The 15102-nt window shown below is 33.2% G+C and carries 12 protein-coding genes; 7 read left to right on the top strand and 5 right to left on the bottom strand.

Annotated features, from left to right (window positions below; translation table 11 throughout):
* Positions 1-31 precede the first annotated feature (31 nt).
* A complete protein-coding gene (locus MKX66_RS10400) occupies positions 32-1666 on the top strand; it encodes a multicopper oxidase family protein (protein ID WP_341086078.1) in 1635 nt (544 codons plus the stop codon).
* A gap of 51 nt (positions 1667-1717) precedes the next feature.
* Here the strand turns inward: MKX66_RS10400 and MKX66_RS10395 are convergent, their stop codons facing one another.
* Complete coding sequence (locus MKX66_RS10395) at positions 1718-2263, bottom strand: hypothetical protein (protein ID WP_002141309.1); 546 nt, start codon at positions 2261-2263, stop codon at positions 1718-1720.
* 438 nt (positions 2264-2701) lie between these two features.
* Here MKX66_RS10395 and topB point away from each other — a divergent pair, with 438 nt between their 5' ends.
* The gene (topB, locus tag MKX66_RS10390; protein ID WP_002012275.1) at positions 2702-4846 is read left to right on the top strand and encodes a DNA topoisomerase III; all 2145 of its coding nucleotides are present in this window, start codon (positions 2702-2704) and stop codon (positions 4844-4846) included.
* 440 nt (positions 4847-5286) lie between these two features.
* Here topB and MKX66_RS10385 read toward each other — a convergent pair whose 3' ends face one another.
* The gene (locus MKX66_RS10385; protein ID WP_033708127.1) at positions 5287-5955 is read right to left on the bottom strand and encodes a YczE/YyaS/YitT family protein; all 669 of its coding nucleotides are present in this window, start codon (positions 5953-5955) and stop codon (positions 5287-5289) included.
* A gap of 138 nt (positions 5956-6093) precedes the next feature.
* Here MKX66_RS10385 and MKX66_RS10380 point away from each other — a divergent pair, with 138 nt between their 5' ends.
* Together MKX66_RS10380 and MKX66_RS10375 are read left to right on the top strand one after the other, a co-directional pair.
* Positions 6094-6969: a LysR family transcriptional regulator gene (locus MKX66_RS10380; RefSeq protein WP_000347551.1), complete on the top strand. Its 876-nt coding sequence runs from the start codon at positions 6094-6096 to the stop codon at positions 6967-6969.
* 605 nt (positions 6970-7574) lie between these two features.
* Entirely contained in the window at positions 7575-8822 is a 1248-nt protein-coding gene (locus MKX66_RS10375; RefSeq protein ID WP_002031260.1) for a DUF4153 domain-containing protein, read from the top strand.
* A gap of 125 nt (positions 8823-8947) precedes the next feature.
* Here MKX66_RS10375 and MKX66_RS10370 read toward each other — a convergent pair whose 3' ends face one another.
* Positions 8948-9913, bottom strand: coding sequence for an arsenic resistance protein (locus MKX66_RS10370; protein ID WP_341086077.1), 966 nt, complete (start codon positions 9911-9913; stop codon positions 8948-8950).
* Between the two features lie 312 nt (positions 9914-10225).
* Here MKX66_RS10370 and MKX66_RS10365 point away from each other — a divergent pair, with 312 nt between their 5' ends.
* The 3 genes from MKX66_RS10365 to MKX66_RS10355 all read left to right on the top strand — a co-directional run bounded on the left by MKX66_RS10365 (position 10226) and on the right by MKX66_RS10355 (position 13019).
* The gene (locus MKX66_RS10365) at positions 10226-10918 is read left to right on the top strand and encodes an FMN-dependent NADH-azoreductase (protein WP_113734675.1); all 693 of its coding nucleotides are present in this window, start codon (positions 10226-10228) and stop codon (positions 10916-10918) included.
* A gap of 236 nt (positions 10919-11154) precedes the next feature.
* Positions 11155-12513 carry a branched-chain amino acid transport system II carrier protein gene (brnQ, locus tag MKX66_RS10360; RefSeq protein WP_002141315.1) on the top strand — a complete coding sequence of 453 codons (1359 nt, stop codon included), beginning with the start codon at positions 11155-11157 and terminating at the stop codon, positions 12511-12513.
* An 86-nt stretch (positions 12514-12599) separates the two neighbouring features.
* Positions 12600-13019: a VOC family protein gene (locus tag MKX66_RS10355; RefSeq protein WP_341086075.1), complete on the top strand. Its 420-nt coding sequence runs from the start codon at positions 12600-12602 to the stop codon at positions 13017-13019.
* Positions 13020-13100: 81 nt separating this feature from the next.
* Here the strand turns inward: MKX66_RS10355 and MKX66_RS10350 are convergent, their stop codons facing one another.
* Positions 13101-13940, bottom strand: a complete 840-nt coding sequence (locus MKX66_RS10350) for a dimethylarginine dimethylaminohydrolase family protein (RefSeq protein WP_002141317.1) — start codon at positions 13938-13940, stop codon at positions 13101-13103.
* Between the two features lie 217 nt (positions 13941-14157).
* A complete protein-coding gene (locus MKX66_RS10345; RefSeq protein WP_002141318.1) occupies positions 14158-14877 on the bottom strand; it encodes a 4'-phosphopantetheinyl transferase family protein in 720 nt (239 codons plus the stop codon).
* Positions 14878-15102 lie beyond the last annotated feature (225 nt).

Here is a 15102-nt window from a genome sequence, read left to right as displayed (position 1 = left end):
AATCTTGAAAAAGAAAAAGGAGGGATTTTCATTGAAGAGATTTGTATTAACAGCAGTTACAGTCTCCGTAATATCTTTAATTGCTGCATGTTCTGCGACCACGAATACAACAAATGATCATAAAAATATGGACGATAAAAAAACAACACAGACTGAAACGGCTACAAAACCATTGAAAGTTGTAAAAGGGCCAGAAGTTACTTTAGTAGCGAAAGAAGAAAAGCAAAAGCTAAGTAGCGGTGTTATTGTTCCGGTCTGGACATTTAATGGTTCATCTCCTGGACCAGAAATCAGGGTGAAAAAAGGTGAAAAGGTTAAAGTGACATTAAAAAATGAATTATCTGCACCAGTATCTATTCATTGGCATGGATATCCAGTCCCAAATAACATGGATGGAATTCCGGGTGTGACACAAGATGCGGTTGAATCAGGAAAAAGTTTCACCTATGAATTTGAAGCGAACGTACCAGGAACGTATTGGTATCATTCACATCAAGATTCTGTAAATCAACTAGATAGAGGTTTGTATGGTGCTCTTATTGTAGAGGATACAAGTGAAAAGTATGATAAAGATTACACATTAATGTTAGATGAATGGGTAACAGATAAAGAAGAAATTAATAAGCAGTTAAAAGAAATGACAAAAGGGCCAACAGGTAATAAATCTAAGGGTAATGAAAATACGAAAAAGAATGATGATATGAAAGGCATGGATCATTCCGGTATGGACAGTGATAAAAAAGACTCTAGTAATATGGCAGGAATGGACCATGGAAATATGAAGATGGAAGGTCATGATATGAGTATGTATGACTTATTCACAATCAATGGTAAAAGCGGAGATTTAGTAGAGCCATTAAAAGTGAATAAGGGTGATAAAGTTCGTCTTCGACTCGTTAATGCGGGTTATCTATCACATGATATACACGTTCACGGTCATGATTTAAAAGTAATTGCAACAGATGGTCAACCAATTAATGATCCAAAAGTTATAAAAGACAAAGTAATTTCAATCGCACCGGGTGAACGTTATGATATTGAATTTACAGCTAACAATCCTGGGAAATGGTACGTTGAAGACCATTCGAAAAATAAGGGTGCAAAAGGAATGAAAGCTGTTATTGAATATGAAGGTAGTAAAGAGATGAAAGATAAAGCAAACGAAAAAGAAAAACTACCAAAATTAGATATGACGAAATATGGTGCGAAAAAATTAGGTAGTTTCACGTTAGACCAGCAGTATACTGCCACATATAATATGGACTTGAATACGCAAATGAATGGAAAGGAAATGGTATATACAATTAACGGAAAAATATTTCCGGATATTGATCCAATTCCAGTGAAAAAGGGTGATTTAGTAAGAGTAAAATTAGTAAATCGCTCTAAAGCGGACGATCATCCGATGCATTTACACGGTCATTTCTTCCAGGTGTTAAGTAAAGACGGAAAACCGGTAGAAGGTTCTCCAATTGTTAAAGACACTTTGAACTTAAAACCAGGAGAAGAATATGAAGTAGCCTTTGTAGCAGACAATCCGGGTGATTGGATGTTCCACTGTCATGATTTACACCATGCTTCAGCGGGGATGGTAACAGAAGTGAAATATACAGATTATAAATCTGATTATGTTCCAAACCCTAACATTCCTAATAAGCCAGAATAATATGAAGCAGTTATCCTATGGATAGCTGCTTATTTATTTTCGTTGCAAGTGTTAATGCATATGTTGATCGTGCCCGGATGAAGATGGGGGAGTATGATCGGGGAATGTCACGAACACGGCAACGATAATTACCACACTAATTGAAAGTAATAATAAAAAACGCCGTTGGATAAAAGTAGAAAAGGTTTCTGATAAAAGTTGAATTATACAGGACATAGTTATTGTTATAGTAAGTAAAAGACTAATGAACAGTATACTGTGGGCTTGTTGAGCGTTTAACATTTCTGTAATCATAGCTCCCATCATACTTGCCATTAATCCAGAGAACAGTCCTTCTAAAGCAGTATATAGGTGAAAACGTAGACCGACTAAAAAACCGATAAACCCACTAATCAAAATAGCAAGCAAAGTAGAATATAGTAATTCTCCTTTGAAGAGAATCCCTAAATAAAAACCTATACTTAAACCGATACACATACTAAAAGACATAATAAATACCATATACTCCATTAGGGTACCCTTACGTTTAGAAATATATGATGTAATAATAATCGAGATACAACAAAGTGTTAAGGCAGTTAACGTATAAGCGAACATCATGATACCTCCCTGTCCTATCATTCACTTCATCATATGTTCAAATGGAGAGTACTTATGCTAATATATATCTGCAAATTATCTGCACAATTTAAAAAAGGTAAGTTCAATATAATTTTCAAATAATGATGGTTCTCTTAGTGGACGATGCTTCATAAAGAATTGTTGTATTTTTATTTTGAGAGAATATATGTAAGCAAGTAGTAGTGAATGGAAAAGATGTTCGATTTTTGAGCGTCTTTTTTGTCTATAAGCATGAGAAAGAAAGTGTTATATAATGAGTTTCTATTGTGAAGCCATAAAGAATAAGCGTATAATATTATAGGTCTCCCATTTGTGAGGCAAACCGCGAATGATAAATAAGATGGTTGTTTTATCATCGCTTCTAAACAGATAGACAATGAAAGTAACACTGGAATACAGATAGGGAGTTAGAAGATGAAATTAATTATTGCCGAGAAACCAGATCAAGGTTTGGCTCTTGTTTCACAGTTTAAATATCGCCGGAAAGATGGGTATTTAGAAGTAGAAGCAAATGAGTTATTTCCAAATGGAGCGTACTGTACATGGGCAATTGGTCATTTGACGCAGTTATGTAATCCAGAACATTATCACGCTGAGTGGAAGAAATGGTCACTTAATACATTGCCGATGATTCCAGAGCGTTTTCAATTTGAGGTAACAAAGTCAAAGTATAAGCAATTTAACGTTGTGAAACAGCTGTTACATAATCCACAGGTAACAGAAATTATTCACGCGGGTGATGCTGGGCGTGAAGGGGAACTGATTGTAAGAAATATTATTAATCTTTGCAACGTGCAAAAGCCAATGAAGCGTCTTTGGATTTCATCTTTAACGAAGCAAGCTATTTATCAAGGATTTAAAAACTTACTAGATGAAGCAGATACGATTAATACGTATTACGAAGCATATACAAGATCTTGCGCTGACTGGGTCGTTGGTATGAATGCATCGCGTGTCTTTAGTATTTTGCTAAAGAAAAAAGGAATGAATGATGTGTTTTCCGCTGGTCGTGTACAAACACCAACATTAGCACTCATTGTAAAGCGTGAAAAAGAAATAGAGAACTTTAAGTCAGAGCCGTTTTGGGAAGTGTTCGCAACCTTTAATATAGAAGGAAAGAAATATGAGGGGAAATGGGAGAAAGATAATGAGTCCCGCTTAAATGACCCTGATTTGGCAAATAAAATTGCAGCGTTTTGTCAAAACAAACCGGCTGTAGTAAAAGAAATGAAAACGGAGCGTAAAGAGTTTCAGCCGCCGTTTTTATTTAATTTATCAGCACTGCAAGCGACAGCGAATAAAGCCTTTAAATTTTCACCAAAAAAGACACTTGATATAACGCAAGCACTATATCAAAAAGGGATTGTCTCTTACCCTCGTTCGGATTCTAACTATGTAACACAAGGAGAGGCAGCGACGTTCCCTGATATTTTACAGAAGTTAAGTCAGTTTGATGAATATAAAGGTTTATTGCCAGCACCAATTGAATCGATTATGAATAATAAGCGTTATGTGAATGAAAAGAAAGTTACAGATCACTACGCAATTATACCGACAGAGCAAGTTACAAATCCAAGCAAACTATCAGGTGATGAAAAGAAAATTTACGATATGATCGTAAGAAGGCTGATTGCGGCGCATTATGAAGTAGCAATCTTTGATTACACAACGATTACAACTCTTGTAGACGAACGTGCTGCGTTCATTTCGAAAGGAAAACAGCAAATTCAAGAAGGTTGGCGTAAAGTTATTTTCCAAGACGATAAAGATGACGAAACGATTCTTCCAATTGTAGCTGAAGGTGAACAAGGAAAAGTTGTAAAGGTGAAAGTGAAAGAAGGAAAAACACAGCCACCGAAACGTTATACAGAAGGACAACTCATTACGTTAATGAAAACGGCCGGTAAGTATTTAGAAAATGAAGAGCTTGAGAAAGTATTGAAGAAAACAGAAGGTTTAGGTACTGAGGCCACTCGTGCTGGTATTATTACAATGCTGAAAGACCGTAAATATATAGATGTACAGAAAAACCAAGTGTACGCAACCGATAAAGGGAAAGTATTAATTACAGCAATCGGTGATAAAATACTGGCTTCACCAGAAATGACAGCAAAATGGGAGCAACGCCTTGCGGAAATTGGAGAAGGTACAGCTTCACCAGCGACATTTATGGAGCAAACGAAAAAGCTATCAGCTAAAATTATTGAAGATGCGGTAGAAATGTCGGAGAAATGGGATTTCACCGGATTACATGTTGAATCGATTGAGCGAAAAGGATCGAAATTTACAACAGGTAAAAAGGTCGGGAACTGTAAAAAATGCGATGGCGATGTTATTGATAAGTCGACGTTTTACGGTTGTTCTAACTACAATACAACACAATGTGATTTTACCATCTCGAAGAAGATTTTAAGCAAAGCTATTTCGCAAAAAAACATGACGAAACTATTAAAAGGTGAGAAGACCGATTTAATTAAAGGCTTTAAAAAAGGCGAGAAAACGTTTGATGCGAAGTTAGAGTGGAAAGATAATAAGATTAATTTTGTGTTTGAGAATTAAGTGGTTTTAACAAATGAAAAAGCTCTTTCCCGAGTAAGATGTGCTGTATTAGGTTTGAAAATATAGATAGAAAAGAAAAAGCATGACAATTTTATGTCATGCTTTTTTATTTTATAATTACAGAGTTTTGTATACTAGCACTAAAATTTATTTGAAATAATTGTTTGAAAAGATGGTATGAAATAGTGTTAAGTAGCAATAAAGTCTTTTAAAATATAAAAAAGTTGTTTAAAGATCCTTCTTTAACTAAACGGCAGGTTAGTTTTAATACAATATTTGTTTTATCATTTAACCAAAGTGATAGAAGGTCAAAGAAAAGGCAGTAATAAAGAAGTGCCATTCCTAATGTGGACTGGCACTTGGTAAGGTGTAAAATTCATTATTTGATTTCGGCTGAGGAATTTGATTCATCTATTTTTCCTGTACTTTATTATGATTCCTTAGACAGCCTTTTCTGTTTTAAATACCCATTGTTGGAGAGGTGGTTGATAATACGGTATCATCCACCCTAAAATTTTGCCGATAAAATAGGCGGCAATTAGTGTGCCGATTCCGATTGAGCCTAATGATTGAATGAAAACTATACAGATTGCACCAGCCACACAAATGTTTATTAAATCGCTCAAAATTTTTGCTTTACCGAATTTTAAATTAAATTTTTCACTAATTGCATAAGTTAACGCATCATACGGCATTAATGGCAGTTTCGCTGTTGTATAGCCCATTAAACCGACCGCTATAACAAATAAACTAACAATCAAATATACACTTCGAGCAAGGAGAGTTTCAGGTGCAGGGAAAAGTTGTACAAGGAAGAGCGTTGCATCCATGAAAAAACCAAATAAAAATGAAATAATGAATTGACTCACAAATTCATTTAACTCCATTCGTTTACTTAATATCACTTGAATAATAATGTATAAAACATTTGCAAGCGCCATTGTCACACCAACCGATAAACCAATCGTTAGCGTACTTGCATATGCTAATGATGACACAGGCGATACACCAAATCCTGCTTGAATCGACATGCTAATGCCAATCGACATAAAAAATAACCCGAGCACGTATAAGATGATGCGCTTCAAGGTTCTACTCCAATGATTCATAGTATCTCTCACTTTCTAGTTAATATTATCAATATAAAGACTATAGCTATAGAATTAAATATAACGCTAAATTCGACATATGAAAAATATATATATGATAAACTAATTATATCAAAAAACATATGACGGAGAGATACAATGGATTTCAGGCAATTATATTACTTTAAAGAAATTGTGAAACAAGGAAGCATTTCTAAGGCAGCAGAAGTGCTCCATATCGCGCAGCCCCCACTTAGCCAATTATTAAAAAAGCTTGAAACTGATCTTGGCACAACTTTAATTCATCGATATCGTCAAAAATGGGAGCTTACAGCAACAGGTGAAATACTATACCAATATGCCAATCAAATGTTAATGCAAATTCAAGATGTAAAGCAGCAAATTCAAGAAATTGAACAAGGTATAGGCGGAACAGTAAGTATCGGTGTATCGTCTACATGTTCGAATATGCTCATTGACTATGTTAGTACGTTTAGAACACAATACCCTAATGTCAAAATAAAAATAGTAACTGGAAATTCAGAAGAATTATTAAAAAGACTAGAACAAAGAGAAATTGATGTTGCCTTACTTTTACGATTGGGCAATAGTGAACAATATGAGATGAAAATATTAAAAAAACAACCAACCGCTGTGATTATTCCATCAAGTTGGGCAACATCGTTTTCATCACAGCATGTGACGATTGAACAGATTGCCCAGTTTCCATTCATTATGCTAGGAGCGATGGAAGGACTCTCCTTCAATGAAGACCTTTTCAAAGTATTTGATGAACATCAAGTCAAGCCAAATATCATTATCGAGTGTAAAGATATAAGGATGGTTGTAGCACTTGTTAGTAGAGGACTAGGATTATCCGTTATTCCAAGAATGGATTACACATCATCATTTTTAGAACATACAACGCTTTTTGAATTGAAACAATTTGATTTTCAGTTAGAGCCTGTAATAGTAAAATTAAAAGACCAAAGAATTTCCAAAGTAGCATCTCAATTTTGGGAAATGGTTGATTAGGAGATATGAACAAAGCAAAAATAGCCTTCAATCAAGTAATAAAGACATCTTACGAAAAATTGAGCCGGGATAAAAAGTTCTTTACTTGAGGAAGTTTCAAAACTGACTGTAGCTATATAAATAAAAGGTAAAAAGTTCTTTACTAATTTGAAAAACGCAGTAATTACATTACTTATTAGTAAAGAACTTTTTATACAAGGACATAAGTGGTTTCAACAAATGAAAAAGCTCTTTCCTGAGTAAAATGTGCTGTATTAGGTTTGAAAATATAGATAGAAAAGAAAAAGCATGACAATTTTATGTCATGCTTTTTTATTTTATAATTACAGAGTTTTGTATACTAGCACTAAAATTTATTTGAAATAATTGTTTGAAAAGGTGTTATTAAATTGGACGTTTATATCATTTTGATCATTTCTTTGAATGAGGAATGCTTTTTGTTTTTGCTTGGAATAAAAATATACAACAAAAATACTATCTAAAATAATAAAATTTTATTGCAAAACGATAAATTCTATATTAAAATCAAAAACATAATAAATAAGTGTGGTGCTTTTTATGGAAAAGGTAACAACTTTATTTTTTAAAATAGAGGAGGTATAAATATGGAGGTTAACAATTTAATAATTGAAAATATGGATAACCCTCATGAGTTGGAGAGACTGTATAGAAAAGACCCGAAAGCTTTTAAAAAGTCATTCTCACAAGCATGGGATGAAAACCCTGATTCTCAGCTTCTAGCTGCTTGGTATGAAAGGATGCATTTCAAGGAAACGGAAAATGCAGAAAAAATATCGCTGTTTCAAAAAGGTTTCTTATTCATGGGCATGTTAGCTATTCTAGCTGGGCTAAGCACCAGAATCATTTTTCACTTTGTCGAGCAGGAAGCAATTGCTCCAATTAACCTAGCTTTTGGTGTAATTCCTTTTATTGTTGCTTATTTTATTTACAATAATACTCCGAAGAAAAGTATTATTTATTTCCTTGCGGCGTTGTTCCTAATTTCCGGGTTGTATCTTAATATGTTGCCATTAACTTATAAAGACAGCATTATCCTTGCTTATTTACATCTTCCTATATTGTTATGGGTCTTAGTAGGGTTTGCGTTTACAGGAAATGAATATTCAAAAGGAAGTACGAGATTAGCTTATATTAAATTTAATTTGGAATATGGTATTCTCTACGCCAGCATGGCAGTGAGCGGAATGGTACTAGCAGCATTAACCATGCAGTTATTTAGGTTTGTTGACTTGAATATAGAAGACTTCTATTTTAGTAATGTTATTTTATTTGGTGCTGCCGCTCTCGCTATTGTGGCTGCATACTTGGCATCAATGAATCTTAAACTTGCTAAGAATATTACACCATACATATCTAAAATTTTTAGTCCTCTCGTCCTGATCACATTGTTGATTTATCTTATAACGGTTATATGGGTCGGGAAAAATCCGTTCTTGGACCGCAATTTCCTAATGGCCTTCAACGGAATACTCCTTGGTGTATTGGCTGTTACCATATTTTCCATTGTTGAGAGTGAATCAGACGAGAAAAAGAACATTTCAGATTATATCAATTTTGCCTTAATTGTTCTTGCGCTTATTATTGACACTGTAGCTTTGTCAGCCATCGTATTCAGACTTTCTTCTTATGGGATTACACCTAATAGACTTGCTGTTTTAGGAGTAAACATACTGATTTGGGCAAATCTCATTTGGATTATGTTATCCTATATGCGTTTTCTACAAAACAAATCAGGACCGACAGCTATCCAAGACGCCGTTACGAAGTATTTGCCAATCTACGGACTTTGGGCAGCTTTCGTTATATTTACTTTTCCTATAATTTTTAATTAGAAAGACTTTGTTAACGTAACGACAAGCTAATTTTCTATAACGTATAAAATCCTTAGAGCTGATAAGTATCGTTACTTCTATACTTTCTCGACAATAAAAAAAACGTCCCAAAGTAGGACGTTTTTTTATGTGTATTGCTGTTTTTTCTTAATAAGTAATAACACTTGTGACACACACGCTAGTACTGGTAGTTCTATTAACGGTCCAATCACTAATGCAAGCGCGATAAGAGGTTCGTCTGGAAAAGCTGTTACAGCAATAGCGAGTGCAACAGGCGAGTTTCTCGCTAATGTTGTTAAGCTTAGGCTTACAGTGTCTTCATAGGATAAATGCATCATACGTCCTACAAACTGTCCTAGTATAAAGTTAATTATGAAGAACAGTAATACTGGTATAAGTAACAATAAAACAACATTCATATTTTGTAATAAGTACTTACCTTGTGAGGCAAACATCGCTACTATTGCTAAACTTAAAAATACAATTTGCGCAGAGCTGAAAAACGGAATGAGTTTATTCTCGAGTGTTTCAGCTTTTTTCATTTTATTCATAATGAATTTTGTAGCGTGTGCAAGTACAAATGGTAAGACGATTACGATAACAATGCTTTCCACTAAAAGAGAAAACGCTACAGTCTTCATGACACCAGCAAATAAAAATAAATAAATGGGAAGGAGTAGTACTTGCAATATTAAATTTACAGGTAAAATTGCAGTAGAAAGTGCTACATTTCCTTTTGCTATTTCAGTAAAGATTAAGTACCAATCTGTACATGGAGTAACCATTAACATAATAAATCCAACCCAAAGTGCCGGGTGATCTGAAAGAAATAGTGCTCCTAACCCCCAAGCGAGTAAAGGTGTCCATAAAAAATTAATGGTGAGGCTCGTTCCAGCGAATTTTAAATTACGGAATCCATTTTTTATTTCTTTCAATGGGATGCTGAGGAATAATCCATAAAGCATGAAAAATAAGAAGGGAACAATAAATTTTTCCGAATACATATGTATCATATTAAATTGTCCTAATATAACCCCGAATATAACAGCTGCAAGAATGATAAAGGTTTGAATCTTTTCTAAAGTACTCATTAATTAATCCTCTCTATAGATGAATTTCCCTCTCTAGTTGTATTATACAAGGTATTTCCCTTATGTGTTTTTGAATTAATCATTTTGACTGAGGAAATATCTGCGTTAAATATTTTTAATTCGAGATTCTTTTCTTTTTAAAAAGTAACTTGACTAAAGTAAGTAGATATATTACAATCACTTACATAAGGTAATTAAATAACAAAAAGTTTTAATTTACTTAGGTTAAGGTATCTATTGGAACTTTTTATTAGAATAAGAATTTTTATGATGATGAATAATGAATATGATAAGAAAGTTTAGGTGAAGAAAATGGGATTATTTAGCTCATTGTTTGGTAAAAAAGAAGAAAATACAAAAGTAGAGGAGAATAAAACAATGTCAAAAGTATTATTTGTAAAAGCAAACGATCGTCCAGCGGAGCAAGCAATTAGTTCAAAAATGTATGAAACATTTGTAAGTGCTTATAAGGAAGCAAATCCGAATACAGAAATTACGGAGTTAGATTTATTCGCATTAGATCTTCCGTATTACGGAAATATCGCTATTTCAGGTGGATATAAACGTAGTCAAGGAATGGAGATAACAGCTGAAGAAGAGAAGGCAGTTGCTACAGTGGATAAGTACTTAAACCAGTTTTTAGAAGCTGAAAAAGTAGTATTTGCATTCCCATTATGGAACTTTACAGTACCAGCACCATTAATCACGTATATTTCATATCTTTCTCAAGCGGGAAAAACGTTTAAATATACAGCGAACGGTCCAGAAGGTTTAGTTGGTGATAAGAAAGTAGTTGTTTTAGGTGCTCGTGGTTCAGATTACTCTTCTGAACAAATGGCTCCTATGGAAATGGCTGTTAATTACGTTACAAACGTACTTGGGTTCTGGGGAATTGCAAATCCAGAGACAGTTGTAATTGAAGGACACAATCAATATCCAGATCGCTCACAGCAAATTGTTGAAGAAGGTTTAGAGAACGTTAAGAAAGTAGCGGCGAAATTTTAATTAATGATAGTAAATGTAAAACCAACATGGATGACCATGTTGGTTTTTTAGTCTAATTTCCATGTTAAAAAATGTATATTCATAAAATGAATGAAAAGTTTGAAAATAGTATTGCAAAATATTATATAACAAACTATAATGAGTTCAAGAATAGTTGATACTTAAATTAAATGTTCAGAAAATTCAATTAGTTAAAATTGGAAATAAGATAAGGAAATTTGAATGGGGGTTATATTATGGCGAATAAAGTACCGTTTTCGTTCATAGTAGTTATCGGATTAATGTTATTTGCACTATTTTTTGGAGCAGGAAATTTAATATTCCCAGCGATGCTTGGTCAATCGGCAGGAGAGAATGTATGGATTGCTAACGCTGGATTTTTAGTAACAGGAGTAGGTTTACCATTACTAGGTGTATTAGCATTTGGGATTTCAGGTAAAGAAGATTTACAGTCATTAGCAAGCCGAGTGCATCCAGTATTCGGAATTGTATTTACGACAGTTTTATACTTAGCAATCGGTCCGTTATTCGCTATTCCTAGAACAGGAAGCGTTTCTTATGAAATTGGTATTAAACCTTTCGTGCCAGAAGGCTTAAGTTCTACAGCGCTAATTCTTTTTACAATTGTATTCTTTAGCATCACTTGTTTTTTTTCGCTAAATCCTGCGAAAATTGTCGATATTGTTGGAAAAATCTTGACGCCAATTAAATTAACGTTTATTGGAATTTTGGTAGTCTTTGCTTTTATTCATCCAATGGGAGAAATGCAAGCACCTGCAGAGGCTTATACATCACATGCGTTCTTTAAAGGGTTCCAAGAAGGATACTTAACAATGGATACGTTAGCATCATTCGTATTTGGTATTATCATTATCAATGCTATTAAAGAAAAGGGCGCAAAAACAAAAAAAGAAATTATGATTGTTTGTGCAAAAGCAACATTGATCGCTGCATCTATTTTAGCAATAATTTATTCAGCACTTTCATTTATGGGAGCTTCAAGTGTTGCAAAACTTGGTCACTTAGATAACGGTGGTGCAGTGTTAGCAAAAGTTTCAAGCTATTATTTTGGTTCATATGGCGGAGTTATATTAGGTATAATGGTTATAGCAGCGTGTTTAACAACTAGTGTTGGACTTGTCTCAGCGTGTTCTTCATTTTTCCATAAGCTATTCCCAAGTATTCCATATAAAACGATTGCAATTATGTTATCAGTTTTCAGTGCAGTTGTTGCAAATGTAGGTTTAACACAATTAATCTCAATTTCAGTTCCTGTATTAACAGCGATTTATCCATTAGCAATCGTATTAATTTTCCTAACGTTCCTTCACCCATTGTTCAATGGAAGAGCTGAAGTGTATCAGGGAAGTTTATTAGTAACATTTATTGTAAGTATGTTTGATGGATTAAGTGCTGCTGGTGTGAAATTAGCAGTAGTGAGCGATATTCTTACTAAGTTACTTCCAATGCATGAGGTTGGATTAGGCTGGGTGTTACCAGCAGTAATTGGTGGATTAATTGGATACGGCATTAGCGTTGTGAAAATGAAAAATGGAGTTCGCCCAGCAGCTAGTGCGAATAAGAAAATAAGTTAAATGAAAAAAGTTATAGAATTTGATTCTATAACTTTTTTTGTTACTATTGATAAGAATAGAAAAAATAAAGTAATAGGGGAAATAAAATGAAAAAAACAATTGACCATATCGGGATCGCAGTTCGTGATATAGATACTACGATACAGTTTTATGAAAAGGTTTTATCAGGAACTTTAATAGATCGATACGTAAGTGAAGCACCTGGTGTTGAAAGCGAAGTAGCTATTCTTGAAGTTGATGGTGATAGAATCGAATTACTTGCGCCAACGAATAATTCGACTTCTCCAATAGCACGATTTATAAAGCAAAAAGGGAAAGGTGTCCATCATGTTGCGTATCGTGTAGACGATTTAGATGTAGCTTTAGAAGAATTAAAGGAACAAGGGATTCGAACGTTAGAACATACGCTTCGAATTAATAAACATGGTAGACGATTAATTTATCTTAACCCAGCGGATACAGAGGGAACAATCATTGAGTACTGTGATTATCCGGAAGAGAAGTAAAGGAAGTTTATCCTTGAGAAAAGGTGTTACGTAATAACGTAACACCTTTATAATGTGAGCTTTTAATTTTTAGTTTTTTAATCATCCCCTTTGTAGAGGAAGAGTGCAGCAGCGAAAAGATCCGCCAGATTTTATAATTTCTCCAAAGTCGATTTCAATAACCTCATAACCTCTAAGTCTCAGCTCTTTATTTGTTGTAGTATTAATGGGTAAACTAATCATCTTTTTATTGCCTAAAGATAATACATTGGTTGCTAAAGTAAATTGCTCTTTTTTAGATACTTCTATTAAATTATAACGATCTGATAACATTTTTAATGTACTATTACTAAATGCATGTGGATATATTAAGGCTTCTTCCTTTGAAATGATATTAAAAACACAATCTAAATGTAAAAAATCTTTGGAAAAAGGAACAGGAATTATTTTATAGTGTGTGAGCAACTGTTGAAGTTTTATTACAGAGTTAAATAACGTTCGATTGCTTACGCCAATATATACAATATCTTGATCGATAATGACGTCGCCGCCTTCTATATGACTATTAATACAATCTATATAAGTAATATCTTTTTCTAATAATATTTTCTTGAAAATTTGCTCTTCTCCTTTACGAACTTCATTTTTCATGTTAGAAATGAAAACAGTTTCCCCTACAGTAAAACCGATATCTCTCGTGAAAACTTGTTCGGGAAAGCGTACTTCAGGAGGTAGCATTAAAGTGTGTATTCTATTTTCTTTAAGTATATCAATAAATTTTGAGTATTGTTCTCTCGCTAGATTTACATTAAAGCCTAAATTGATAAAATATTTTTGGGTCTTGTTTATACCGCTAGAAATATTCATATATAATGGTTCGCATAGTACAACTTTTTTTAACGTACTATATTCACTTGAGCAATATGACTTTAAAATACTCATTCTAATAATCCTCCAATATAGGTGATTTTTAAATTGTTATACGATGATTGAAGCTTAAAATATTTTTGGATACAGAAGATAAAACGTAATAAAATATCAACTTAAAAAAGATTGAGCTTATAATAATTAAAGTGATTATTATAAGTTGTTATTTTTCTGTATTTTCAGTTTTTTATAACGGCGGGTGTATCATTGCTCTAGAAAAAACGTAAAATAATTATAGGAACTCAGAATAATCTAGTATCTTTATAGATGAATTGTTTATCTGTTCCAAATCTGTATAACAAACCGCGATAGTGTAATTTTGCTCTAACCGATTTAGGCAGAAATAGAATTGACTAAAATCGGAATTAGTGTTCCGTAAGGTTATTTTATTTTGGGACCAATCGTCCATATTGAAGCCAAAACTATCTAATGGATATAGAAGTCCTTTTCCAATTGCTTTAACAAATGATTCTTTTAGAGTCCAAATATCAAAGAAAAACGATAACTGTCTATCGTGAGGAATATACTGAAAATAGTCAATTTCTTCTTGAGTAAAGCATAGTTCGGTTACGGAAAGATCTATAGGTTGAATTTTTTCAATGTCTACACCAATTCGTCCAGTTGAAGCAAGTCCACATATAATCCATTCTTCAGAATGAGATAAATTAAAATCCCCCTTCCAACCATGATATTTATTTAAAAAAGGGCGGCCTGTTCGATCTCTTTTAATAGAGATAGTATCTGCAGGTATGAGCAATAATCTTTGCAAACGTTTTCTGATGCATAGATGAGCTAATAATGTTCTTTGTTGATCTTCTAATTTATGAAATCTTAAAATTCTTTCCCTTTCATTTTTAGGTAATTCTGTGAGTTTCAGCTCTATGTCTTTGTAGGGTAGTAAAATTCCTAATTTAACTGCAATAATTTCTAAGTAACTATCAATTTTTTTCATAATGACCTCACTAACAATATAAATAATAGTCTCAAGAGAATTTAAATGTATAATTAATTTTATTATTTATCAACTACCATTAAATTATAGAGAGCGATATAAGATTTATTGAGAAATCATGTGAATTATATTAAGTGTTATTGTATAGCTATTTTGAAGAAATGAACAAACTTATGTTTTATTTTTTTTTTGAAGTCAATTCAATTATTAAAAAAGTTTCTCAAG

Source organism: Bacillus sp. FSL R9-9530 (genome assembly GCF_038008145.1).
GTDB lineage: Bacteria > Bacillota > Bacilli > Bacillales > Bacillaceae_G > Bacillus_A > Bacillus_A mycoides.
Note: the sequence above shows the minus strand (reverse complement) of the source record. Positions and strands in the feature narration are given on the sequence as shown.